Genomic DNA, 24,361 nt, shown 5'->3' on the forward strand with positions numbered 1-24,361 from the left:
AACAAATTGTTAGTAGTGACATAAGTACTAGATTCCTGAATCGTTTCCTCTAAGTTTTTCTAATTGTTCACGTGTAATAATGACATCACGAGGTTTGGATCCATTGGTTGCTGAAACAATTTTCTGCCGTTCCAAGCTTTCCATAAGTCGCGCTGCTCGATTGTAGCCAATTCTAAAATGTCTTTGAAGTAAAGACGTCGATGCCGCGTTTTGTTCCATCACGAAATCACATGCAGCAGAGAAAAGTTCGTCTTCATCTTCACGAAGAACTTCTTTAGCAAGGTCTTCTTCTTGAAACATGTAGCGTGGTTCTCCTTGTTTTCTGACAAAACGAACGACCGCATCAATTTCTTCGTCGCTTACAAAAGTTCCTTGCAAACGAACAGGTTTGCTCACTCCGCTTGGGAGGAAAAGCATATCCCCTCTTCCAAGCAATTTTTCCGCTCCTGAACTATCAAGTATTGTCCGTGAATCAATTGAACTCGAGACAGAGAAAGAAATCCTTGTAGGAATGTTTGCCTTGATAAGTCCAGTAATGACATCAACTGAAGGACGTTGTGTCGCTACGATCATATGAATTCCACACGCACGTGCTTTTTGAGCAATGCGACTAATAGACTCTTCTACATCGTTTGGCGCAACCATCATCAAATCCGCCAATTCATCAATCACAATCAAAATATAAGGTAGTTTTTCCCCAGAATGTTCTGGATGATTAGCTAGTTCATTATATTTTTCAATGTTTCTGACACTAGTATGCGAAAAAAGCTCATAGCGCCGTTCCATTTCACTAACAGCCCATTTTAAAGCGGCAGTCGCAGCTTTCGCATCTGTAATCACCGGACTAACCAAATGCGGAATTCTATTATACGGTGCGAGTTCGACCATTTTTGGATCAATTAATAACAACTTTAGTTCATCTGGTCGTGCTTTATAAAGCAAACTAACGAGCAAGGAATTGATGCAAACACTTTTACCAGATCCCGTTGCCCCAGCGATTAATCCATGAGGCATTTTTTGCAAATCTGTTGCAATCGCTTCACCAGAAATATCTAAGCCCAGTGCAGCTGTCAGCGGTGAAGGATTGTCTTGAAAAATCGGGGCCTTCATAATTTCAGAAAGCATAACCGGCCTACTAATAGGATTCGGAATTTCAATTCCTACCGTACTTTTCCCAGGAATTGGCGCTTCAATCCGAATATCTTTGGCGGCTAAGTTAAGCTTGATGTCATCACTTAAGTTTGTGATTTTACTTACCTTGACACCTTTTTCGGGTTGAACTTCAAATCGCGTAACAGCAGGTCCTTGAGTTCTCCCAACAACATGTGCAGCTACATTGAAATTTTGCAGTGTTTCATTTAAAAGAGCTTCTTCCTGGTCAAGCCACTCTTTATCGTGACTTGAAATCACAGGTGGATTTAACAAATTAAGCGATGGGTAGTGATAAGATCCGACAACCCTATCCAAAGCAGCGACTTCTTCACTAGCGGATTGCGCATGATGCACTTCTTCTTGTTCCTCAGAAACTAAATTTTCTTCTTTCTGGTGGTCCTGATTGACCATCAAGACATTAAAAGGAATATGTGACTTTTTAACTTCTTTTTTCGTCTGGGGATTTTTTTTGCTCTTAGCTGAATTTGCAACTTGTTTTCCCTGAATTCGATGTTCTTCAGCAGCTACTGCTTTTAGTTCTTCTCGTTCTTCAGCCGGAACTTCTTCTACTAAAGTTGTACTTTCTAGTTCAATACTTGTACTTATCACATTTTCTTCAAGCTCTGTCGATTCGTGAGCGAGTACCTTGTTTTCCAAATGTTGCTTTTCTTCTTCAGGAAGTTCCTCAACTACAGTAGACGTGGAAGGCATTTCAGTATCTAATTGGAACGTGGGAGCCTCTTCCGCGGTTATGCTTTTAGTTGGATTCTCCAAAACAGACGATTCTTCTGCAAGTAGACGAATTTGCGAATCCTCATCCTCATTTTGCACAGAGTTTTCATCAAGATTAAATTCAAAACGGCTTGGTCGTCTTTGAAATGCAAAAACAGGCGAAGGAACTTCTGTAGGGGTAAATGGTGCTTTTTTAGCTTCTGGTTGTTTTACCTCTGTAACTTCTTTCGTCGCGTTTTTTTCTGCTCTTTTTGGCGGAGCCTCAATATTCACTCTTGGTGTCGCCTGTTCTCTTTTGTCTGGAATTAACGGGAAACGAAACTGTCCTTTTGGATATTGATAAGCCATTTTCGTTTCGACTATTTTTCGCGAAGCCGTCTGTTTGGTCGCTGAACGTACATTGTTCGTTGTTTTATTTTCTTTTTTTGCAGGAATCGTATGATTTTGCCGCACTAATTTGGGTACATCCTGTTGCACCTCTTTAGTTTTTACTTTTTCTTCTGTTCGTCGTTCTTCTTCCATTTCCATGTCCCCGAAGAAGAAGTTCTTTAACCATCCCATCATTTATCACACCTAAAATCAAATTCTTCTGTTTGATTCTATCAAAGAAATTTCAATTAAGCTATCATCATCCCTTTCAAAACTCAAAATCCCCGTCTCAAAACACGCAAAACCCTTGCTATTAATGGCTTTTTCAAGGTGATAATTTAAAGTTATAACTGACATCAGAAGGTTCTTTAAGTACAATATGCGCATAGATTGTATACACGTTAAAACAAAAAAAAGAAACGCCTTCAATTAGGCGTTTCTCGAAATTTTATTAAAAGGAAACAGAAAATACAGAACCAGTTTCAGCACTATCATCCAAAACTAAAATTCCTTTTTCTTGAGGTGCATCAGGAATAGCTAGTTCCCGAGCTGCACAAAGCATTCCAAACGAATCTACTCCTCGCAAATTCGAAGGCTTAATCAAAAGTCCGCTTGGCATAACCGCTCCGACTTTAGCGACAACTACTTTTTGTCCTTGTGCGACATTAGGCGCACCACACACAATCTGAAGTTGTTCCCCTTCCCCTACATCAACTTGGCAAATGCTTAACTTATCCGCGTTTGGATGCTTCTCTAGTTCACTTACATAACCAACAACAAATTTAGGAGATAGATCTACATCAAGTTGCTCGCTAAATCCAGCGCCTTGTATAACGCGATTCAACTCATCGACAAAAGCTTCAGTAAGTTCTACTTTGCCATTAGCATCCAACGAAAAATGCCGAGATGCATGAAAAATATTAAATCCGCTGAGCGCCTTTGTTTCTTCATCAAAAATTTTTACAACATCACCTTTTGTTTCAAATGCACGTTGTTCTCTTGTGATTTCTTGAATAGAGACAATTAATGTATCGCCTATTCCCTTTTCATTATAAAATACATTTACTATCAAAACTTTCTACTCCTTCGGTCTGTTTTTTGCCATAATAAAGATCGGTTCTAGTTTACCATCATTATACACAAATGGCAAAGTAGTGATAGGCACAACGCCTTCCGCGAAAAATTGCATAGCCATATGCGCCATTACATCAAAACCCGTCTCATTTTGAATATCCGCTAAAATCAATACATCAGCATGCGGAACGGCAACGATCATCTCACCCGTTAGTTTCGCTCGCATTTCGGCAAGAAAAGGCTCATTTAAGATGCGACTCGCGTCATAACCATCATTCATTCGAACAAAATAAAAATCATTTTCCGAAACGCGATCTTGATGGTAAGAAACAGGAAGGCTAGCTAGATGTGCCAGCGCCTTTTCAGCGAGTGCATCTGCAGAAATTCCGGCATCTTGCAGCATTTTTTCAGTGATAAAATGATAAGCCTTTTCTTGGTCGATAACGAAGTAAATGCTAGTCTCGGCAGTATGTTCGCGAACCAAAAATTTCTCGCCCGTTTTTGTTTCTTTTGGAAATGAGCTGGAACGAATCACAGGATAAACCGCTTCTAATGAGGCTTTTAAATCTGGCTTCGAAAGCGAGGCGTGCAGTCCTTCGTTCACATAATAAATCACTTTTTGAATGGCTTCTTCGCCTTCTTCTTCAAATCGTGCAATGACTTGCGGCAAGGAAAGCGTTACTAGCTTCCCACCTTCTCGAACAGTGAGGCGGTCTTTTTCATGATCAAACGAAAATGAGCGGTTAGCTTTCTCTAGCCGCTCCTCGAGTTTTGCTTTCATTACAATTGAAGTCATTTTCAACTCGATTACCTCCCTACAGCGCAGCTAAAAAGTCATTAATTTCTTCTTTTGTTTTTCGATCTTTGCTGACAAAGCGCCCCACTTCTTCGCCCTCTTCATAAACTAGAAAACTTGGGATCCCAAAAATAGCAAGCTCCGCACACAAATCAATAAACTCATCCCGGTCCACATGAATGAATTTAAAATCATCGTTTTCTTGTTCAATTTCGGGCATAAGAGGCTCAATGAAACGGCAATCTCCACACCAATCCGCACTAAACATAAAAACTACTTTCGAATTATCTTTTAATGTATTAAACTCTTCAATCGATTTCAATTGTTCCACAATAAACGCTCCTTCACTTTTCTTCTCATTAAATCCTATCTAAGAAATCGCCTTTCGTCCAGAAATCCGCTCGGAATCAAAGTATTTGAAACGCTTCCATTTTTTGTTTATGATGAGGAAAAAGGAGCGATTTCACAATGTCTTATCACATTTATCTTGCCGGCGAAATTCATTCGGATTGGCGCGCAGAGCTTGAAAAACAAATCAGTGAAGAATTAGATGTGGAATTCATTTTTTCTGGTCCACAAGAAAATCACGAAAAATCAGATGCAATTGGTGAAACCATCCTTGGGACACAGCCAGATTTGCTGTACCGAGATATCCAGTCTTCGAAAATCAACAACTTACGAACACAACTTTTCTTAAGGAAAGCTGATTTAGTTATTGCTTATTTCGGTGAAAAATTTAGGCAATGGAACACTGCTTCGGACGTTTCGCTTGCACTCGCCAAAAACAAACCTGTCATTTTGATCCGGCCAGAAAATTTACACCATCCATTAAAAGAGCTTTCCGAGCGAGCAAATGTAACTGTCGATACAATTCCCAAAGCTGTTCAAGTTTTAAAGTATCTCTTTGATTAAAAAATGAAGTCTTCCATCTGGAAGACTTCATTTTTTGGCTGTTCTCGAATTGAAATACGCAGCTACAGAAACTAAAAACCCAGCTATAAGCGCCGTTAGCATCCAACCCAATTCTAGCTTTACTATACCAGTAGCATTTAGTAAAAAAGCTAGAACAGATGCAAAAATAAGTAAAATGCCTACTTTTCCATCCGTTCGTTTAAGCATTACTTATAATCGTTTCGAATGTAGATTGATCTAGCGTGCGGATAAGCGTCGTGATCATTTCTTTAGCTGCACTATAATCGTCAATGTGCAGTATCGAATTAGACGAATGAATGTAACGCGATGGAACGCCAATAACAGCACTTGGAATCCCGCTTAGTGATGTATGTACTTTACCAGCATCTGTACCACCAGGCGAAATAAAGTACTGATAAGGAATTTTATTTGTTTCTGCTGTATCAAGCAAAAATTCCCGCAAACCTCGGTGCATGACCATTGTCCGATCGTAAATCCGCATCAAAAACCCTTCGCCAAGTTGTCCAAACTCTGTTTTATCTCCTGTTAAATCATTGGCAGGACTTGCATCAAGCGCAAAGAAAATGTCTGGTTGAATCATATGAGCACTTACGCCTGCTCCTCTAAGTCCAACTTCTTCTTGCACATTTGCGCCACTGAAAAGTGTGTTGGGTAAGCTTTCACCATGAAGCTCCTTCAAAAGCTCAATTGCAAGTCCTACTCCATAACGGTTATCCCAGGCTTTTGCCATGATTTTTTTGGGGTTAGCGAGCGGTGTGAATTCAGAAACTGGAACAGCGAACTGACCAGGACGAATGCCAATTTTTTCTGCATCTTCTTTCGAATCAGCTCCAATATCAATTAAAAGATGCTTCGGATCTGTTGGTTTAGAACGCTCTTTTTCGCTCATCAAATGCGGGGGCACGGAAGCAATCACTCCGATCACTGGACCAGCGTCCGTCATAATCTGCACACGGCTCGCTTGTAAAACTTGCGGGTTCCAGCCTCCAAGTGTTTGAAAGCGCAATAAACCTTTTTCGGTAACTGATGTAACCATAAACCCAACTTCATCCATATGGCCAGCAACAAGTACACGGGGGCCTTTTGCCTCTCCATGCCTTACACCAAAAATGCCACCTAAGCGGTCTTGTATCACTTCATCTGAAATGGGTTCGATTTCCTGACGTACAAAATCTCGAACTCGAAATTCATCGCCTGAAGCGCCCTGTAATTCTGTTAATCGTCTGAAAAGTGCTAAGGTTTCTTTGTTCAACATGATCCACCCTTTCTTTGTCTTTACTAGTATAACAAACTTCATTTGGTAATTCACGTTTTGAAAGCGTAATCTTTAATTGCTTTTGCTGCTAAAAAAGTATAGTATAGAACTACGCAAGTAAAAGCTTGCCGTTTACTTTACATAAGAAAAGCTAGGGAGGAAAGAATATGGACTGGAAAGCTTTCGTAGCAGGCGCTTTTGCTGGAGCTGCTGCAGGACATTTTGTGTATCATTACGTGATTGATGATCGCGAAATTTCTGGAGATGCTATTTTGGAAAACGTGAAAAATGCCTTTAAAAAAGAAGGACCGATTGAAGGTTCTTGGATTCAACTAAAAAAACAACACTACAAAAAATACGCAATTGATACTTTTGTCTATCACGGCGGAATTACAGCAATTCGCGAAGGCGAGAAAAAGCAATTCGAATTTATTGCAGATGCGAAAACTGGAACGATCATCGATATTTATCTTACTTAAGCAAGAGAAAAGCAGAAATCTTGGAAAAGCCATCTAAAGTGGTTCTTATCCGAGGTTTCTGCTTTTTTAGTTTAATAGAATTTTGCTTCAACGGAGAAAAGCATCTATTTTTTCATGTGCTGTTTTTAAATTTTCTTCTGGAACAAGTTCAATCAATTGCTCTTTCAACAACTCCTTCTCCGCTCCTTGAAGTGCTTTCTGGATTGCTTTAACTTGAATCATCACATTTGCCTCATCTTGCCCTTCTTGAATCATTTCTTTCACTTTACGAACGTGTCCCTCTATTCGAGCAAAGCGATTAGCAATGGCTTGTTGTTTTTTACGCTCCATATATTATATACCCCCATAGCGTATATAGAATCTTATCCCCCTGCAGGGGTTGTTGGGATAAGTCTATATCATAGTTTTTGATAAGTCAAATTTTTTCTAGAGAAATACCCAATAAAAAAAGCCCTAAATTGGGCTCTTAAATAAGAATGCTATCCACTAATTCACCAGCTGGACTCAGTTTGATTGCGCGATATTTAGCATCATGATAAAACAAAAACCAACTATTCCCGTCCATCCACTTTTCAAATAAAGCTTGTTTTTGAAAAATACTGTCCATTGGGTAATCATCAAATGCGGTTACCCATAATATATTTTGGTGGGCATGTGTAGGGAAGATGTCTGCCATGTGAATGGCTTTTTTTCCGTTAGATGAAAATTCAATGACTGCGTGTCCAGCGCTATGACCACCAGTATGAATCATTTTGATTCCAGAAATGGGTTCAATTTCTCCTTGATAAGTGACAACTTGGTCAGCAATTGACTCCCAATTTTCCTTCCAATAAGTTGCTTTTGATCGAACATTCGGTTCACGCATTTCGTTCCATTCGGTTTGCTCAACAAAAATTTGAGCGTTTGGGAAAACGGAATAATACTGGCCTGTTTCTCTTTTTCCAGTAAGGCCAAGCACATGATCGTAGTGCAAGTGTGTCATTAGTATAATGTCAATATCTTCTTCTGTCAGTTTTTTTGCACATAAATCAGCATGGACATTTGACTCCTCTGCCACACCAAAATTGCGCCATTGTTTTTCTGTTAATCGATTATTGCCAATACCAGCATCAATCAAAATATTTTTCCCTTGAAATTGCACAAAAATCGGGTCTGTCCGAGTTGGAACTAAGTTTTTTTCATTCACAGGATATTTTTTCGACCACAAGGCTTTTGGGACAACTCCAAACATGGTTCCACCATCTAAGTGAAGTTCGCCACCTCTTAGCCAGTCGATTTTTATTTCACCTAATTGCATCTTAAAGCCTCCTTAGTTAACATAATATTATTATAGAAAAGAAGCTGTGAAATTACAGCTTCTGTTGTTCTCTATCAAATTGTGCTTCTAAACGATAAATAGGAAAACCTTTTTGCGAAAATTTTTCTTCATATTCGGTTTGGATGTTTCCCTCAAAATCACTGTTATGCAAATCAAGTGACACATACGTAAGAAGTAAGCCATATGCGGAAAAAGCCTGTAGGGAATATTCAAATAGTCCACGATTGTCTGTTTTAAAATGAATCTCTCCTGTTTTTGCTAAAATATTTTGATAAATATCTAGAAACTTCGGATTGGTCAGACGCCGCTTTGTGTGACGCTTTTTAGGCCATGGATCGGAAAAATTCAAATAAATTCGCGCTACTTCTTCCGGCGCAAAATAATCTTCTAATAATGCTCCATCCACGGAAAGAAGCCGCACATTCGAAAGATCCTTTTCTAACACTTTATCTAAAGCTGAAATAAGTACACTTTCCACCACTTCAATCCCAATATAGTTAATTTCTGGATGTACTTCTGCCATGCCAGAAACAAAACGTCCTTTACCAGACCCGATTTCAATATGAATCGGATGATCGTTACCAAATAACTTTTGCCAATTTCCTTTGTGCTGAGCTGGATCCGAAATGCAGATTTCCGGATAGTTTTGTAGCTTTTCTTTCGCCCAAGGCTTATGTTTTACACGCATGAATACTTTTACACCTCATTATCTTTTACAATCAAATCTAACAATTCATTTGCTTTTTGTTGTTCAGCTTGGCTAAGTTTACCTTCCCCAAGGCGATACAATGTTTGAAATAAAGCGTACCATTTTAATTTGCGGTGCAAACTTTTCGAATAGGTACCTCCATAGATTTCAAGCCAATTTTTCCAATTTTCTTTTGGAACGTATTGATAAAGCAGCATTGAAAGGTCCATTGCAGGATCTCCAAGCATCGCTCCATCCCAGTCTACAAGGAATAATTCTCCCTCACTTGAGATCATCCAGTTATTATGATTAATGTCCCCATGACAAACGACGCGAACGCCGTCTTCCACTTGTTCTAAGTTACGCTTCAAATAGCTAATAGCCTCTTGTTCTGTTTTTGTTTGTTCTGGAAAAATAGATTGATGATTTCGAAACATATCAAGAGGTGAAAAACTTGCTTCTTCCATTTTAAGTAGCATCTGCTTTAATTTATCAGAATGATGGATTTTAGAAAGAAGGCGTGCTACCTTGCTCTCCCCCATTTCCGCAGTTGATAACACACGAGCATTAATCCATTTTTGAGCTGTAATGACATCGCCGTTTTCAACGCGTCGAGTCCATTTTAACTTAGGAACAATGTCAAGTGCAGATAAGGCAGCTAAAAAAGGCGAAGAATTCCGTTTCAAAAAGAATTTTTCGTCTTTATGTTGAGCGATAAAAGCTTGCCCTGTATCTCCGCCGGCAGAAATTATCTCATATTCAGTTCCAAAGAAAATATCTTCCATCATTCAACACACCTTTTTGTGAAATCTTCCATCACTTCATTTTTCTTTATAGTGTCTAAAAAGATTTTACTTCGCAAACGGCTTGAAGTCAAGCAGTCATACGTTCGGGGGTGTGAAAAAGAATGAAAAATATAAACTAAAAGCGCGCTTTCATGCCTTTTAATGTTCGTAAGAAAGAGCATAGCTTTTTTTAAGCTACGCTCTTTCTTTACTTTATTTCGTTTCTTTTTTTACGATCGGTTCCATACCATTTGAATTTTTACGGAGAAACAGTGTTAAAATACAAGCTACAACACTGGAAATTGCTGCCACCATAAAAGCAATTTCAATTCCGTGAACAAGGACATGATTAGCAATCTGCTCTTTCGTTTTACCGACAACATCACCTGCTGTTAGTGTTTTGGCAAAGGAAGCGGAACTTTTTGACATAACTGTGATTAAAGCGGCTGTCCCAATTGATCCTGCAACCTGTCGCATTGTATTAAACATCGCAGATCCATGCGAAGCCATTGAAAGCGGTAAAGCATTTAAAGCGGCTGTTTGAAGAGGCATCATAACCATTGCCATACCACTAGCTCGAATTGTTTGAACGATCATAATGTACATGAGTGTTGTTGATTCATTCATATTCGTAAACATAAAAGTGGTAACTGCCATGATAATAAGACCAACGAGCGAGAGATATTTCGCGCCAAATTTATCAAATAATACACCAGTCACTGGGGACAAAACAGCTGTCATAAGGGCTCCTGGAAGTAGTACGAGACCCGAATCAAGCGGCGAGAACCCTCGTACGTTTTGCAAATAAATTGGTAAAAGAAGCATTCCACCAAAAAGCCCCATTACAACAAAGAAACTAATAATCGTTGTCAATGTAAAAGTAGTGTTTTTAAATACTTTAAAATTAAGTAATGGCGTTTCTCGTTTTCCTTCATAAAAAACAAAAATAGTAAGAGTTACCATGCCAAGCAAAATAAAGCCAAGTACATTTACCGTAAGCCAATCATGATCTCCTGCATTACTGAATCCGAGCAACAAGCTTCCAAAGCCAACGGTCGAGAAAATAACGCCCCAGAAATCCAGCTTTGGAAAGGTACGTTTGCCAACATTACTCAAAAGAAAAGCAGCAACTACAACATCCAAAATAGCAAAAGGGACAATTAATAGGAATAAATCTCGCCAATCAAACTGCTGCACAATCCATCCAGAAAGTGTTGGACCAATGGCGGGCGCAAAATTCATTGCAAGACCAATCAGCCCCATTGCTCTACCTCTTCGTTCAAGAGGAAATAGGTTTAAAACCACAACAGTAAGTAAAGGCATAACAATACCTGCTCCAATAGCTTGGATCATCCGACCAGCAATTAACATCGGATAATTAATAGCGAGGCCACCTACAATGGTACCAATTGCAAATGTAATCATTGCAAAAAGATATAATTGTCTGGTTGTAAAACGTTCAATTAAAAAAGCTGTAGTCGGGATCATAACACCATTTACAAGCATAAATCCAGTAGAAAGCCATTGCCCTTGACTTGCTGTAATATTGAAATCTTTCATGATGCTTGGTAAAGCGACATTCATCAACGTTTGATTAAGGATTGTAACAAACGCTCCCATCAACATTACAATTAAGATTCCATTACGTTTAACCCCTGCCGCATGTGCTTTCATATTCATTCTTTGATCCCTCTTTCTAAAATTTCTATGATATGCTTGTGAGTATCTAACATGGACAAAAGGGGCTCTTCGCCAAGCTCAAGAAGCGGTTCGAGTCGATCAAAAAAAAGTGCATAAGTTTCTGCGGATTTTTTTTCCCCAAGTTTAGTTAATTCGAGATTTAGCGTGCGTCGATTATCCTCAACACGATTTCGCATTAAAAAACCCGCCTTAACAAGGCGGTCGACGATTCCAGAAGCAGTACTTTTTGAAACTTTCATCCGCTCTGCCAGTTCACCAAGTGTTAAATGTGGTTCACGTTTTAATGTACTTAACGCAATTAGCTGTGCTGTCGTAATTTCTTTTTTATCCGACTCCTCAGATAAAATCTGATGCGTCTTTTTTGAGACTTCTCGAAAAGACAACACAATTTCACGAATTAGCTTTTCATCCATGTTCATTCCTCCTTTAGATAGTTCGTTTCCGAATCGTTCGTATGCGAACTATCAGCAAGATTTATTATACGCCTCTGAACTTTTCGTTGTCAATCCTTATGAATAGTGGAAGCGCATCCAATTCTAAATATAAAAAAGAGAAGGTTTCCCTTCTCTTCGAAAGTTAGCGAACGGGCACAAATTCACCACAGGCCTTAACAATTTCGGCTTCAAATAACTCGTGAACTTTTTTCGTAACTGGACCTCTGCTTCCTGGTCCAATAACTGTGTCGTCTACTTTTGTAATTGGTGTAACTTCAAGTGTCGTGCTCGAAATAAAAACTTCATCAGCAGTCTTTAAATCTTCAAGCGAGAACTCTTTTTCTTCTACAGGAACGCCCCCTTTTCTTGCTGCATCAAGAATCACTTGGCGGGTAATACCATTTAGAATCAAGTTGTTTGCTGCGTGCGTAAGTAAGACGCCATCCTTCACAATAAATACATTGGAAGCAGAACATTCTGTAACTGTTCCACCACGATGCAAAATCGCTTCTAAAGCGCCAGCTCGGTGTGCTTTGTTCTTGGCTAAGATGTTTCCAAGCAAGCTGATACTCTTGATGTCGCAACGTAACCAGCGAATATCTTCATCGGTTATCGCGGTCCCACCCTCTACAAAAAGCGCTTCATTTCGTGGAACTTCTCTTGCAGAAGCTGTTAAGACGCCTTCAAGCGGAAAATCGTCAGGGATAATATGATTTCTCGGAATTTGGATGCCTCGTGTTACTTGCAAGTAAATGTTTCCAGTATGAATGTCGTTTTCTTTTGCAAGGCTTTGTAGCAAGTCTCGTAAAACATCCTTTGAGTAAGGAATGACAAGTTCGATCTTGGCTGCGCTTTCGTATAACCGATCAATATGCTCATCGAATGTAAAAAACTGGCCGTTATAAAGACGAACTACCTCATAGACCCCGTCTCCAAACTGATAACCACGGTCTTCCATGTCAATAGCAACACTTTCTCGATCTACGATTTTATCATTGACTAATACTTTCATCTTCGTCACTCCTTAAATTTAATAAAAGACTGCTACAGGTGACAAAAAACACCTGCAGCAGTAAAATTTTTCTTATTATACCCCTTATTTTGCCAATTTGTAAAGAGCTTCTGCATAAATAGCTGTAGCTTTTAATAAATCATCAAAGTAACTGAATTCATCTTTTTGGTGCATCGTGTCTTCACGGCCTGGGAACAATGCGCCAAAGGCAACACCTGTTTCAAGGTGACGTGCATAAGTTCCGCCACCAATAGCGAGGAGAGTAGCTTCTTCCCCTGTTTGCTCCGTATAAACTTGTTGCAAAGTTTGAATAAGTGGGTGGTCTTCTGGAACAAATAATGGTTTAGAATCGTCATAATGAGTATATTCACCATTATATTCTAAAACAACTGTTTCCATTTTATTTTTGAGTTTATCCATGTCAGCTGTTACTGGATAGCGGAAATTAAGACCGAATGTGCCGCCTTCTTTTGCATCGTAGCGTAAAATACCAACATTCATTGTCAGTTCGCCACTTTCTTTATCTTCATAGTTGATTCCGAGTTTTGTTGCTCTTGAATCATTGAAAAGATAATCTCTTCCAAAAGTTACAAAGTCACGTGCTGTTCCTGTTAATTCAAATTTCCCAAGGAATGCAACAAGAAGAAGTCCAGCATTCACGCCATTATTTGGTTCCATCGCATGAGCAGATTTCCCAACGATTGAAAGTGTGACGTTTTTCTCTGTTACACTAAAATCGCCTGTTACATCATGACTTTTAAGGAAATTTTCAAATTCTTGTTTGAGACCATCGTTATCTTGAACTTCACTCAAGACAGCTTTGGCATGGTCAGGAACCATATTGTATCTTGCGCCTGATTCTAAAGATTCAAGTTTGAAGGCTTCATAACCATCATTTTCGCTCTTTTTAAAAGAAACATCTAACTCTGAAATCCCTTTTTCAGCATGAATAATCGGAAACTCAGCGTCTGGAACAAACGCCATTGTTGGTTGTTCTTCTGTTTCAAAGTAGCGTTCTACACAACTCATGCCGCTTTCTTCATCTGAACCAACGATCACACGAATTCGTTTTGAAATCGGAAGTCCAAGTTCTTTTAGGATTTTAAGCGCATAATAACCAGCGACTGTTGGGCCTTTGTCATCAGCAACTCCGCGAGCAAAAAGTTTTCCATCTTTTAAAACAGGATCAAAAGGATCATTTGACCAGCCGTCACCAACAGGCACAACGTCAACATGGCCAAGTACGCCAACAAGGTCTTTACCTTCACCGTATTCGATGTGTCCGGCAACATTTCCTACTTCTTTTGTTGTAAAGCCGTCTTTTTCACCTAGATCGATCATGTAATCTAGTGCTCTTTTTACATCTGGACCAAATGGTGCATCAGCTGTTTTGGCACTGTCATCACGAACGCTTGGAATACGTAGTAAACCTTCTAAATCCCTTAGAAAATCCTCTCTTCGTTTTTCAACTTCTTCTTGCCAGTTAATTTCGCTCATATATTTCATTCCTTCCATCATTAACTTCTGCCCTTCCATTGTACCCCCTTTTTTCAAGTGTGAAAAGCAGAAACTGTTTATTTGGACTTAATTATTTCATAAATTCAATAATTGAATTGAAATCCCAATGACGCATCCATTTGCTGTAGGCAATATCTAGCTCATCAAGTCCTGTTTCAGAAAAAGGAAGCCATTTATAAGCTCGATGTTCTTTCGATAGCTGAATCCTATCTTTTCCCGCAATTTTCACTAAATAAAAAATACCCGCCATTTGATAATCAGGAAAAATCATATTCCACGTATCATATAAAGCGAGTTGTGTAATATGGAGGCCTGTTTCTTCAAACACTTCACGAGCAAGGCACTCTCTTTGCGTTTCGCCGTATTGTATTTTTCCACCCGGCAGATCATAGACTTCTTGTGCTATTTCTGCTTTTTGTAACCCGAGAAAAGAATTTCCTTGAATAATAACGGCTTTTACTGCAGGGATAACAGGTTTCATTTTACAACTCCCTCCTTTTTTCGATAAAATGAAGTTGAATAATTATATTGATTGTAACGCACGCGTTTTAGAAAATCCAATCTTTGCAAAGGAACGTGAATTCGAATGAAAAAAATCACGCCAAAATCCATTAGTGGTTTTATCACAAAGCGAGACGATGAAGGCTATAAAAATTTATACGGTAAAGTTTTGATTGTTGCTGGAAATGAAATGTATGGGGGCGCTGGGATTCTTGCGGCACAAGGTGCTGTTTATAGTGGCGCTGGACTTACAACGCTTGCAAGCCATCCCGTAAATCGTTCTGCTCTTCATGCGCGACTTCCTGAATGTATGTTTTTAGACTGGACCAACCATGACGAATTGGTTCGTTTACTTCCAACTTTCGATACGGTTCTCATTGGACCGGGACTAGGCCTTGACGGAGAAGCTTATCGACTAATGGAGATTGTTTTAAGTGGAGTCAAGAAAGAACAGAATCTTATCATTGATGGCGATGGAATCACTCTTTATGCAAAAGAAGATTTACCTAAACCGCTTGCTTCTTTATTTTTCACTCCGCATGCTGGTGAATGGGAGCGTTTAGCGAAGTGTGCGCCAGATGCTGAAAATAATCTTGAATGCGCGGAACAACTCCAAGCGATCGTCATTTTAAAAGGACATCGAACAAAAGTGTATGCAAGCGGTGAAGTTTGGCTGAATATGTATGGTTCAGCTGCAATGGCAACTGGAGGCATGGGAGATACGCTTGCAGGAATTATTGCAGGTTTGATGAAACAAGCCTGTTCCCCACTTTGCGGCGTTTTGGCGGGCGTTTTTTTCCACAGTTATATTGGGGATATCTTAGCCAAAAAACATTTTATTGTTTTGCCAAGCGATATACCAAAGGAACTCCCCTACTATTTGAAGATCTTTAGCGAGATGTCCGATACGCCTTATCCTTAATGAGGAGGAGCTTACATGCCAAAATTAAACATCATTGGACCTCCTGGGTCTGGGAAATCAACACTTGCTCGAAAACTTGGAAAAGCAATTCAGATTTCGCCCACGCATCTTGATGCACTTTATTTCAAGCCTGGTTGGGTTGAAACTTCAAAGCAAGAATTATGCGAAAAAGTACAGCAATTGATCTTGGAAAAGGAAGACTGGATCATAGAAGGAAATTATACAGCAACTTGGTCAATGCGTTTTGCAGAAGCTGATCTAACGGTTTTTCTCGATTTGCCTAGGTATACTTATTTTTACCGAGTATTAAAAAGAAGTTTGTTTAGCCTTGGCAAAGTACGTCCTGATTCTGCTCCTGGTTGTCCTGAACGGATTGATTTTTCTTTTTATAAGTATGTGCTAGACTATCCGAAAAAGCGAGCGGACATTTTAAAGCGGCTAGCTGAGATTCCAGATGGGAAACGAATTGTTCTACAAAGTAAGCTTGAGATTGAGCGGTTTTTAATTGAGTACAGCGAGACTAGTAATTGAAGTCTAATATGGCAAAAAGCTTTCGTGCTTGGCACGAAAGCTTTTTTTATTTGATTCCTAATTTTTCACGGACTCGTGTCCCTCTTGGCCCAAATAATTTATCGGAAAGGTGCAATTTAAAGGCCATGAGTGCATATAGTACTGCTCCTACTCCCCCACATAAGAGGATAAGGAAGAAAGCTGTAATTTTGTGATCGGGACTTAAAATATGGGAAAGCGGGAAATAAACGATCATCACAACGATAGACATAATCAAAGTTAAAAATGTAAATAACGTGACGCGTCTTGCAACTAGACCAAATGAAAAATGAGCATAGCGCTTAATAATCATAATCATAAAAATACAAGAAACCGCGTATCCAAGTCCAGTTGCTAGCACAGAGCCTTTCGCTTCAAATAACATGACTAGCGGCATTTGTAGTACAGACTTTGTGAGTAAGCCTAACAACAAGCCTAGAACGGTGAATCGTTGTTCATCAATCCCCTGTAAAACGGCTGCTGTGACACTGAAAAGTGAAAAAAGAATCGCGAATGGCGCCGAAAATTGTAATAGTGCCGTACCAGCATCGCTTGCTTGGAAAAAGACGGTGAAAAGTGGCCGCGCCAGTAAACCAATACCGATACAGGCTGGAATGGTTAGAAACAGCAAAATCTGGAAAACATCGTTTAACTGGCGTTTAACTTGTTCATGCTCTTTTCGAACATAGGCAGCTGTTACAAGCGGAACTAGCGCCATGGAAAAAGCGATGGCAAGTGTTCCAGGAATTAAAATTAATTTTTGAATGTCGAAATTGATGATTGCCACGTAGCTATTTACTTTGTGAGCAGAAAGTCCAATATATTGTAAAACTCGTCCAAGTGTAAATTGATCCACTAATTGATAAAGTGAAGTTGCCGAACCAACAATAATGAAAGGAATCGCAGACAAAATAATTTGCTTGTAAAGTGTTGGGATGGACACATGAAGCTCGCCCCTATCTTCAAGGAGCATTTGATCGAGTCCTCTTTTTCGTTTGGTAAAATACCACATCAGAATAGCCAAGCTTGCAAGCGCTCCTACAAATGCGGAAAATGTAGCTAAACTAATGGCTGTGACGACAGAACCTTTGACGATATACATCACAACGAATGTACTGCCAAGCAAAAAAGCAATCCGAATAATTTGTTCTACAACTTGTGAAACTGCTGATGGTCCCATTGAATTATAGCCTTGGAAAAAGCCGCGCAACAGGCTCATCACAGGAATAATAAGAAGCGCGAAACTAACTGCACGAATCACTCGGATACCATCATCAAGACTGTATCCTCCTTCTAATTGTTGCAAGCTAGCAAGGAATGGTGCGAGCGAATACATGGCGATAAAACAAATAACGCCGGAAAGAATCATTAAGTAAACACCCGTTTTAAACAACCTTCGTCCAATTTTATATTCTTCCATAGCATTATATTTTGCAATATATTTTGCAATGGCAAGCGGAATTCCCGCTGTTGCTACACTCAAAAAAAGTTGATACGGCACATAACCAAAATTATAAAGTAGTGCCGGCTTGTCTCCGCCAATAATAGCGTAAAACGGGATAACGTATAAAATCCCGAGCACCTTAGAAATTAGTGTCCCGAGAGTTAAGATAAATGTTCCGCGAAGTAATTTCGAACCCATCCTTAAACTTCCTTTACTTTAATTTAAAATAATCTCTTGTCTACTTTACCATTTAATGATTTAAAAAAAAAGAAGGAACTAAAAAAGAACAGGAAAAACTGCCCTTTTTCAGTGACGTTCAACTTTTTTTACGGAATAAGCAGAAGCAATCCCCAAAACAATAAGCATTAGTGGTACAAGTATGCCTTGGAGAGAGAAGCCTCCCTTTACAATGCTTAAAATGACAGAAAAAATCATATAAGCGATATAAAGAATTTGAATGATAATACTCGTTGTAACACCCTTTCGAAGTCGGGCATAGACCACAAAAAATAAAACGGTAAATAAAAGGAAACAAATAATGTTAATGCTTGTATTCATAAGTGCCCCACGGATCACTGCTTGCGACACTTTCACAGTTGAAAGTGTGAGCAGGACAGACACAAAGCCAATTACAGCAAGAAGTGCCTGAAGAAGTGAAAGCAAAGCAATAATGAGTGAAACTGTTTTAGCTTGTTTTAAATACATTTCCTGCACGTTTTTCCTCTCCTTTGTTACTGAAAACTTTACCATACCAACCCTTTCGGGTCAATTTTATTTCAAAGCATATGATGAGACAAAAGGCCTGACTGAAGATTCTTGATTAGGTCGATTTACTTAAATTAGTTTAATTTGTGAATGTTTTCACGTGAAACTATTTACAAACTTTTTTTGATAAGTTATACTGAGTTTGTAATTAAGATAACACATCAAAAGAAATGCGGCAAAGTCGACTGCCACAATTTTTTTGGAGTAACAGGGACTTAAAACGTCTAAGATGGACTTTTAACGTCCCTATGATTAGGAGGAAAATAAAATGGCGATTAAAGAAGAAACAAGTCGTGAAGTTGTAGAAGTTCAAAAGATGATTGATAAACTTGCAAATAATGGACAAAATGCACTCAAAGAATTCGAAAGTTTTACACAAGAACAAATTGACCATATTGTTCATGCAATGGCTCTTGCCGGACTTGATCAACATATGTCGCTTGCGAAGATGGCAGTTGAAGAAACGGGTCGCGGATTATATGAAGATAAATGTATTAAAAATATTTTTGCAACAGAATATATTTGGAATAATATTAAAAATGACAAAACGGTTGGCATTATAAATGAAGATAAACAAAATGGTGTTGTTGAAATTGCTGAACCTGTTGGGGTTATCGCTGGGGTTACTCCCGTAACAAACCCTACTTCGACCACACTTTTCAAAGCGATTATTGCCATCAAAACAAGAAATCCCATCATTTTTGCTTTTCATCCAAGTGCCCAAAAATGTTCGGCTGAAGCTGCACGAGTTGTCTATGAAGCTGCTATAAAAGCAGGTGCACCGAAGCACTGTGTTCAGTGGATCGAAAAACCTGCAATCGAAGCTACCAAACAATTAATGAATCATGACAAAGTGGCTCTCGTTCTTGCAACTGGTGGTGCTGGTATGGTGAAATCTGCTTATTCAACTGGAAAACCTGCACTTGGGGTTGGTCCTGGTAATGTTCCTGCTTACATTGATCAAACAGCCAAAATCAAACGAGCTGTTAATGATATTATTCTATCTAAATCATTCGACCAAGGAATGATTTGTGCATCTGAGCAAGCTGTTATCGTCGACAAAGATATCGCAAAAGAAGTTAAAGAAGAATTTCTTGCTAATGATTGTTATTTTGTCAAAGGAACTGAATTCAAAAAGTTAGAAAGCTACGTGATTCATCCTGAAACAGGTGCGTTAAATCCAAATGTAGTTGGAAAATCCCCTGCTTGGATCGCAGAACAAGCTGGCTTTAAAGTTCCAGAAACGACGAAGATTTTAATTGCTGAAATTAAAGGCGTTGGAAAAGACTACCCACTTTCGCATGAAAAGTTAAGTCCAGTACTTGCTTTTATTGAAGCAAAAGGACAAAAAGAAGCCTTTGACCGTGCTGAAGAAATGCTTGAATTCGGTGGATTAGGACACTCTGCTGTGATTCATTCAACAGATCGAGAAGCGCAAAAAGCTTTTGGCTTACGTATGAAGGCTTGCAGAATCATCGTCAATGCCCCTTCTGCTCAAGGTGGAATCGGAGATATCTATAACGGATTCATTCCTTCGCTAACACTTGGATGCGGATCTTATGGAAAAAATTCCGTTTCTCAAAATGTTAGCGCGACAAACCTTTTAAATGTCAAACGAATCGCGGATCGGAGAAATAATATGCAATGGTTCAAGCTTCCTCCAAAAATTTTCTTTGAAAAATATTCCACGCAATATTTACAAAAAATGGAAGATGTTAGCCGAGTTTTCATCGTAACTGACCCAGGAATGGTTGAATTTAAATATGTGGATGTCGTTATCGACCACTTAAATCGCCGCCAAAATGAAGTGGCCTACCAAGTTTTTGCTGATGTGGAGCCCGACCCTTCCGATGTAACTGTTTATAAGGGTGCTGAACTGATGAAAGATTTCAAACCAGACTGTATTATTGCTTTAGGTGGTGGTTCTGCAATGGATGCGGCAAAAGGAATGTGGCTTTTCTATGAACATCCTGAAGCTTCTTTCTTCGGACTCAAGCAAAAATTCCTGGATATTCGCAAACGGACGTTTAAATATCCAAAACTAGGCGAAAAAGCTAAATTTGTTGCGATTCCAACAACAAGTGGGACTGGTTCTGAAGTGACACCTTTCGCAGTTATTACAGATAAGGAAAATAACATTAAGTATCCTCTCGCTGACTATGAGTTAACACCAGATGTAGCGATTGTTGATAGTCAGTATGTAACGACTGTCCCTGCCCATATCACTGCTGATACTGGAATGGATGTATTAACCCATGCGATCGAATCTTACGTTTCTGTTATGGCAAGTGACTATACAAGAGGTCTTTCTATTCGTGCAATTGAGCTTGTTTTTGAAAATCTACGTGATTCTGTTTTGACTGGTGATGAAGATGCTCGCGAAAAAATGCACAATGCTTCTGCTCTTGCTGGGATGGCATTTGCAAATGCTTTCTTAGGAATCAATCATAGTCTCGCTCACAAAATTGGACCAGAATTCCACATCCCACATGGCCGCGCGAATGCCATTTTGATGCCGCATGTTATTCGTTATAATGCTGAAAAGCCAAGAAAGCATGCCCTCTTCCCTAAATATGAAAGCTTTAAAGCTGATGAAGATTATGCACGAATTGCACGAATGATTGGCCTAAAAGCAACGACAACAAAAGAAGGTGTTGAGTCTCTTGTAGATGCTGTTATCAAACTTGGAAAAGATGTCGGAATCGATATGAGTCTCAAAGGTCAAAATGTAGCGAAGAAAGACTTTGATGCTGTTGTTGATACACTTTCTGATCGAGCATTTATGGATCAATGTACAACGGCGAATCCGAAACAACCACTTGTTAGCGAACTAAAAGAAATCTATCTTAAAGCTTACCAAGGTGTTTGAATTCCCAGATGAGAGAATTCCCCCCCTCTTTCAAATGAAAGAGGGGCTTTCTCATACTCAAGTCGTAGATAAAATCAACCTTAGGCTTATTGTTCTGGTTCTATGGTTTTAGATATAATATAGAAGTTAATTCATGATTGTCTAAAGGAGTGGGAAAATGACGGAAACAGTATTACAGCTAGATCATGTCTCAAAAAAAATTGGACAAAAAGAAATTGTACATAACATTAGCTTTGACGTTCAAAAAGGAGAGGTATTTGGTTTACTTGGTCCAAATGGCGCCGGTAAAACAACGATTATTCGTTCCATCGTACGACTAATCAAAAAAACAAGCGGTGAAGTACATATCAGTGGTGTCAATGTTGATGAAAATTTTAAAGATGCAATTAAAAATGTCGGTGCTATCATTGAAAATCCAGAATTTTATATGTATATGTCAGGATTTAATAACTTAAAGCAATTTGCCAGAATGAGTCGCAAAGAGATCCCAGAAGAACGCTTAATGGAGATTGCGGAACAAGTAAAACTTGGTCATGCGATTCACAACAAAGTAAAAACTTATTCCCTTGGGATGCGGCAACGTCTTGGACTTGCGCAAGCGCTCATTCACGAACCAGATTTACTTATTTTAGATGAACCAACAAACGGACTTGATCCCCAAGGAATGCGCGAATTTCGCGAACTAATCCGTTCGCTTGCACAAAATGGAACTTCTGTTTTGATTTCAAGTCATTTACTTAGTGAAATTCAACAAATTACAGATCGCTTTGCTATTATTAACCATGGGAAATTGACGCATATCGAAAGTATGCATGACCTTGAAAAAGAAGCTAAAGTCACGGTTCAATTAGAAGTTTCTGATCCTGAAGCTGCGAAACTAGTATTAGAATCGCTTGAACTTGAAATAAAAGCGCAAACGGAAACGCAATTGACGCTTGAACTTAATAGTGAGGTTGTCCCTGAAATCGCGCGAGCACTCGTAAAAGCCAATATTGATATTTTGGAACTTGCAAAAGTTCATGTTTCGCTCGAAGATCGCTTCTTAGCATTAACGAACGGAGGAGAAACTAAATGAACTTAATAAAAAATGAATGGCAGAAATTATTTCTTCGTAAATCCAGTTGGATTATGCAACTCATACTTATTCTTATGGTTTTTTTAATGGCTCTTCTTTTCTTTTTTGTTAATAAGTCAATGAATACTACAGATCATCCTGCAGAAGCACCACGTGGTGTGACACAATATACAGATGCTTCTGGACAGTCTATTTCAGAAGATAAGTACAATGAAATGGCCGATCAAGGCAGTGAAAAAGTGAAACAAATTCAAAGAACGGTTCTTTCACCAAAAGAGTCTGTAGCTGCTTTAAAAATGCAAAAGAAAGCCGTTACTGATACACAAGCTAAAGAAGAAATTCAGCGTCAGATTGACTATTATCAAGTTTATGTAGACAAAGGAAAGACACCTAAGGAGTCTACTGGCGGTCTTTCAGGGGCAGATTTTTTCGGAAGTTTAGCCCAAGAAGCAAGTATCGCAACTATTTTAGTGGTCATTGTAGCAAGCACCATCGTAGCTTCTGAGTTTTCTGGTGGGACTATTAAATTACTTCTAACGCGACCGTATTCTCGCTCGCAAGTTCTTGCTTCCAAACTGATTGTTTGTATTCTTTATGCAATCATTTCGAGCATCGTACTGTTTGTTTCTTCCCTCCTCTTCTCGTTTATGCTGGGGGGCGGATCTTATAGCTTGCCAATTTCTCCAGAAACTGGGGGCTTAAATGCTTTCGAAATGGCACTTAAACTAACTGGAACGAACTTTGTGTTAATGCTTACTTTCCTGAGTATCGCTTTCTTATTCTCATCCGTTGTCCGTTCGCAAGCTCTTGCTGTCGGCGTTGGGATTGGAGCTTTGTTTTCAGGAAATATCATTTCTGCTATTCTGCCACTGGCGATTGCGAAATATGACTGGTTGAAGTGGTTAATTTTTAATCTCTTCCAGTTAAACTCATTAACACTTGGAAATGAAATAGCAGGAGGACTTGCGATGTGGCAAGTGATTCTCACATTATTTGCTTACATTATAGCCATTCTTGGCTTCACTTTCTATATCTTTAAAAAACGCGATGTAGCTTTAAGCTAACTAAAAAAAGAAACCAAAAGGGAGAAAATCTTTTCGATTTTCTCCCTTTTTTAAGCCCGGTTTAAACTGTGGGATGGACAAGAAACCACATGATCGTCAAGCACCCCAACAGCTTGTAAATAAGAGTAAATAATGACCGGTCCAACAAATTTAAAACCCCGTTTTTTCATATCGCGACTCACTCGCTCTGACAACTCATCTTGAGCGGGCACTTCTGATTCATTTTCAAAGTGATGAATGATTCGTTTATGGTCAGTGAAATGCCAAACATAGGAAGAAAATGAGCCAAACTCCGCTTGAACTTTAAGTGCAGCTTCAGCATTTGTTTGAACTGCACGGATTTTTAAGCGATTTCGAATGATTCCTTCATTTTGTCTCAACTGTTCTAAATCGTCTTCTGAAAAATGTGCGCATGTTTCAATATCAAAATTGGCAAATGCTTGTTTGTATGCTTCCCGTTTATCTAAAATTGTTCGCCAGGAAAGCCCAGCTTGCGCCCCTTCTAAATTTAACATTTCAAATAAATAGCGGTCGTCATAGCTCGGAACACACCATTCCTCATCATGATAAACCTGCTCGCGTTCACTACTTTTAGCCCAGTTACACCCTGCTTCTTCTCCCACTTATTCCACACCCTTTCCTTAGTGAATTAAAATATAATATGTACTCATAAAAGCAGCCACAAAAAAACCACACAAAGAAAACAGCAAGCGTTCGCTGCGTCTCTCGGTAATGCCAACTGTCAAACTTACCGCAATAAAAAGCAAGAGCAAAAAACGATTCAAATGCAAGTTTATTCCAAAGAAAAGACACACGCTCGCAAGAAACACACCTAAAACAATGACTGCAATAATCTGCCAAGTCTCTTTTTTCATTTTAATTCTCACTTTCTTTAACTTAGTGTTATTATAGAACATTCGTTCTCT

26 protein-coding genes are annotated in these 24,361 nt (G+C 39.1%); 7 read left to right on the forward strand and 19 right to left on the reverse strand.

Annotation, left to right across the window (positions count from 1 at the left end):
• Nucleotides 1–27 precede the first annotated feature (27 nt).
• From UR08_RS04580 to UR08_RS04595, 4 genes are all read right to left on the reverse strand, one after another.
• Complete coding sequence (locus UR08_RS04580; protein ID WP_115752469.1) at nucleotides 28–2,445, reverse strand: DNA translocase FtsK; 2,418 nt, start codon at nucleotides 2,443–2,445, stop codon at nucleotides 28–30.
• Between the two features lie 259 nt (nucleotides 2,446–2,704).
• Complete coding sequence (gene ytpR / locus UR08_RS04585) at nucleotides 2,705–3,325, reverse strand: YtpR family tRNA-binding protein (protein ID WP_115752470.1); 621 nt, start codon at nucleotides 3,323–3,325, stop codon at nucleotides 2,705–2,707.
• Nucleotides 3,326–3,331: 6 nt separating this feature from the next.
• Entirely contained in the window at nucleotides 3,332–4,123 is a 792-nt protein-coding gene (locus tag UR08_RS04590) for a DUF1444 domain-containing protein (protein ID WP_115752719.1), read from the reverse strand.
• Nucleotides 4,124–4,142: 19 nt separating this feature from the next.
• The gene (locus UR08_RS04595; RefSeq protein WP_115752471.1) at nucleotides 4,143–4,454 is read right to left on the reverse strand and encodes a thioredoxin family protein; all 312 of its coding nucleotides are present in this window, start codon (nucleotides 4,452–4,454) and stop codon (nucleotides 4,143–4,145) included.
• A gap of 137 nt (nucleotides 4,455–4,591) precedes the next feature.
• Here UR08_RS04595 and UR08_RS04600 point away from each other — a divergent pair, with 137 nt between their 5' ends.
• A complete protein-coding gene (locus UR08_RS04600) occupies nucleotides 4,592–5,035 on the forward strand; it encodes a YtoQ family protein (RefSeq protein ID WP_115752472.1) in 444 nt (147 codons plus the stop codon).
• A 27-nt stretch (nucleotides 5,036–5,062) separates the two neighbouring features.
• Here UR08_RS04600 and UR08_RS04605 read toward each other — a convergent pair whose 3' ends face one another.
• Both UR08_RS04605 and UR08_RS04610 read right to left on the reverse strand, forming a co-directional pair.
• The gene (locus UR08_RS04605) at nucleotides 5,063–5,242 is read right to left on the reverse strand and encodes a hypothetical protein (RefSeq protein WP_115752473.1); all 180 of its coding nucleotides are present in this window, start codon (nucleotides 5,240–5,242) and stop codon (nucleotides 5,063–5,065) included.
• A complete protein-coding gene (locus tag UR08_RS04610; RefSeq protein WP_115752474.1) occupies nucleotides 5,235–6,308 on the reverse strand; it encodes a M42 family metallopeptidase in 1,074 nt (357 codons plus the stop codon). The genes UR08_RS04605 and UR08_RS04610 overlap by 8 nt, the downstream gene beginning before the upstream one ends.
• 170 nt (nucleotides 6,309–6,478) lie before the next feature.
• Here UR08_RS04610 and UR08_RS04615 point away from each other — a divergent pair, with 170 nt between their 5' ends.
• A complete protein-coding gene (locus tag UR08_RS04615) occupies nucleotides 6,479–6,790 on the forward strand; it encodes a PepSY domain-containing protein (RefSeq protein ID WP_115752475.1) in 312 nt (103 codons plus the stop codon).
• An 87-nt stretch (nucleotides 6,791–6,877) separates the two neighbouring features.
• Here UR08_RS04615 and UR08_RS04620 read toward each other — a convergent pair whose 3' ends face one another.
• The 9 genes from UR08_RS04620 to UR08_RS04660 form a co-directional block, all read right to left on the reverse strand.
• On the reverse strand, nucleotides 6,878–7,120 hold the full coding sequence (locus UR08_RS04620) for a metal-sensitive transcriptional regulator (protein WP_115752476.1): 243 nt from the start codon (nucleotides 7,118–7,120) through the stop codon (nucleotides 6,878–6,880).
• Nucleotides 7,121–7,256: 136 nt separating this feature from the next.
• Nucleotides 7,257–8,087 (reverse strand): YtnP family quorum-quenching lactonase, encoded by an 831-nt coding sequence (locus UR08_RS04625; protein WP_115752477.1) that lies wholly within the window; start codon nucleotides 8,085–8,087, stop codon nucleotides 7,257–7,259.
• 52 nt (nucleotides 8,088–8,139) lie between these two features.
• The gene (gene trmB / locus UR08_RS04630; protein ID WP_115752478.1) at nucleotides 8,140–8,796 is read right to left on the reverse strand and encodes a tRNA (guanosine(46)-N7)-methyltransferase TrmB; all 657 of its coding nucleotides are present in this window, start codon (nucleotides 8,794–8,796) and stop codon (nucleotides 8,140–8,142) included.
• Nucleotides 8,797–8,804: 8 nt separating this feature from the next.
• A complete protein-coding gene (locus UR08_RS04635) occupies nucleotides 8,805–9,581 on the reverse strand; it encodes a phosphotransferase family protein (RefSeq protein WP_115752479.1) in 777 nt (258 codons plus the stop codon).
• Between the two features lie 213 nt (nucleotides 9,582–9,794).
• Nucleotides 9,795–11,261 (reverse strand): multidrug efflux MFS transporter MdrM, encoded by a 1,467-nt coding sequence (gene mdrM, locus UR08_RS04640; RefSeq protein WP_115752480.1) that lies wholly within the window; start codon nucleotides 11,259–11,261, stop codon nucleotides 9,795–9,797.
• A complete protein-coding gene (locus UR08_RS04645) occupies nucleotides 11,258–11,695 on the reverse strand; it encodes a MarR family winged helix-turn-helix transcriptional regulator (protein ID WP_115752481.1) in 438 nt (145 codons plus the stop codon). The genes mdrM and UR08_RS04645 overlap by 4 nt, the downstream gene beginning before the upstream one ends.
• Before the next feature lie 163 nt (nucleotides 11,696–11,858).
• On the reverse strand, nucleotides 11,859–12,728 hold the full coding sequence (gene dat / locus UR08_RS04650) for a D-amino-acid transaminase (RefSeq protein ID WP_115752482.1): 870 nt from the start codon (nucleotides 12,726–12,728) through the stop codon (nucleotides 11,859–11,861).
• 84 nt (nucleotides 12,729–12,812) lie between these two features.
• Nucleotides 12,813–14,225, reverse strand: coding sequence for a dipeptidase PepV (pepV, locus tag UR08_RS04655; RefSeq protein WP_115752720.1), 1,413 nt, complete (start codon nucleotides 14,223–14,225; stop codon nucleotides 12,813–12,815).
• Between the two features lie 91 nt (nucleotides 14,226–14,316).
• Nucleotides 14,317–14,727, reverse strand: coding sequence for an NUDIX domain-containing protein (locus UR08_RS04660; RefSeq protein ID WP_115752483.1), 411 nt, complete (start codon nucleotides 14,725–14,727; stop codon nucleotides 14,317–14,319).
• A 105-nt stretch (nucleotides 14,728–14,832) separates the two neighbouring features.
• Between UR08_RS04660 and UR08_RS04665 the strand changes: the two genes are divergently transcribed.
• Nucleotides 14,833–15,669, forward strand: coding sequence for an NAD(P)H-hydrate dehydratase (locus UR08_RS04665; protein ID WP_115752484.1), 837 nt, complete (start codon nucleotides 14,833–14,835; stop codon nucleotides 15,667–15,669).
• A gap of 15 nt (nucleotides 15,670–15,684) precedes the next feature.
• Nucleotides 15,685–16,200: a P-loop NTPase family protein gene (locus UR08_RS04670; RefSeq protein ID WP_115752485.1), complete on the forward strand. Its 516-nt coding sequence runs from the start codon at nucleotides 15,685–15,687 to the stop codon at nucleotides 16,198–16,200.
• A gap of 46 nt (nucleotides 16,201–16,246) precedes the next feature.
• On the opposite strand, the gene UR08_RS04675 is transcribed toward UR08_RS04670, so the two are convergent.
• A complete protein-coding gene (locus UR08_RS04675; protein WP_115752486.1) occupies nucleotides 16,247–17,860 on the reverse strand; it encodes a putative polysaccharide biosynthesis protein in 1,614 nt (537 codons plus the stop codon).
• A gap of 108 nt (nucleotides 17,861–17,968) precedes the next feature.
• Entirely contained in the window at nucleotides 17,969–18,367 is a 399-nt protein-coding gene (locus tag UR08_RS04680; protein ID WP_420812314.1) for a hypothetical protein, read from the reverse strand.
• Between the two features lie 328 nt (nucleotides 18,368–18,695).
• Here UR08_RS04680 and adhE point away from each other — a divergent pair, with 328 nt between their 5' ends.
• The 3 genes from adhE (at nucleotide 18,696) to UR08_RS04695 (ending at nucleotide 23,435) form a co-directional block, all read left to right on the forward strand.
• Nucleotides 18,696–21,296 (forward strand): bifunctional acetaldehyde-CoA/alcohol dehydrogenase, encoded by a 2,601-nt coding sequence (adhE, locus tag UR08_RS04685; RefSeq protein WP_115752488.1) that lies wholly within the window; start codon nucleotides 18,696–18,698, stop codon nucleotides 21,294–21,296.
• A 157-nt stretch (nucleotides 21,297–21,453) separates the two neighbouring features.
• Entirely contained in the window at nucleotides 21,454–22,371 is a 918-nt protein-coding gene (locus UR08_RS04690; protein WP_115752489.1) for an ABC transporter ATP-binding protein, read from the forward strand.
• The gene (locus UR08_RS04695; protein WP_115752490.1) at nucleotides 22,368–23,435 is read left to right on the forward strand and encodes an ABC transporter permease subunit; all 1,068 of its coding nucleotides are present in this window, start codon (nucleotides 22,368–22,370) and stop codon (nucleotides 23,433–23,435) included. Before UR08_RS04690 ends, UR08_RS04695 begins: the two co-directional genes overlap by 4 nt.
• A gap of 50 nt (nucleotides 23,436–23,485) precedes the next feature.
• Here UR08_RS04695 and UR08_RS04700 read toward each other — a convergent pair whose 3' ends face one another.
• Nucleotides 23,486–24,058: a DNA-3-methyladenine glycosylase I gene (locus UR08_RS04700; RefSeq protein ID WP_115752491.1), complete on the reverse strand. Its 573-nt coding sequence runs from the start codon at nucleotides 24,056–24,058 to the stop codon at nucleotides 23,486–23,488.
• Between the two features lie 18 nt (nucleotides 24,059–24,076).
• A complete protein-coding gene (locus UR08_RS04705; protein ID WP_115752492.1) occupies nucleotides 24,077–24,310 on the reverse strand; it encodes a hypothetical protein in 234 nt (77 codons plus the stop codon).
• Nucleotides 24,311–24,361 lie beyond the last annotated feature (51 nt).

The sequence above is a fragment of the Listeria kieliensis genome (assembly GCF_003369925.1).
In the GTDB taxonomy this organism is placed as follows: domain Bacteria; phylum Bacillota; class Bacilli; order Lactobacillales; family Listeriaceae; genus Listeria; species Listeria kieliensis_A.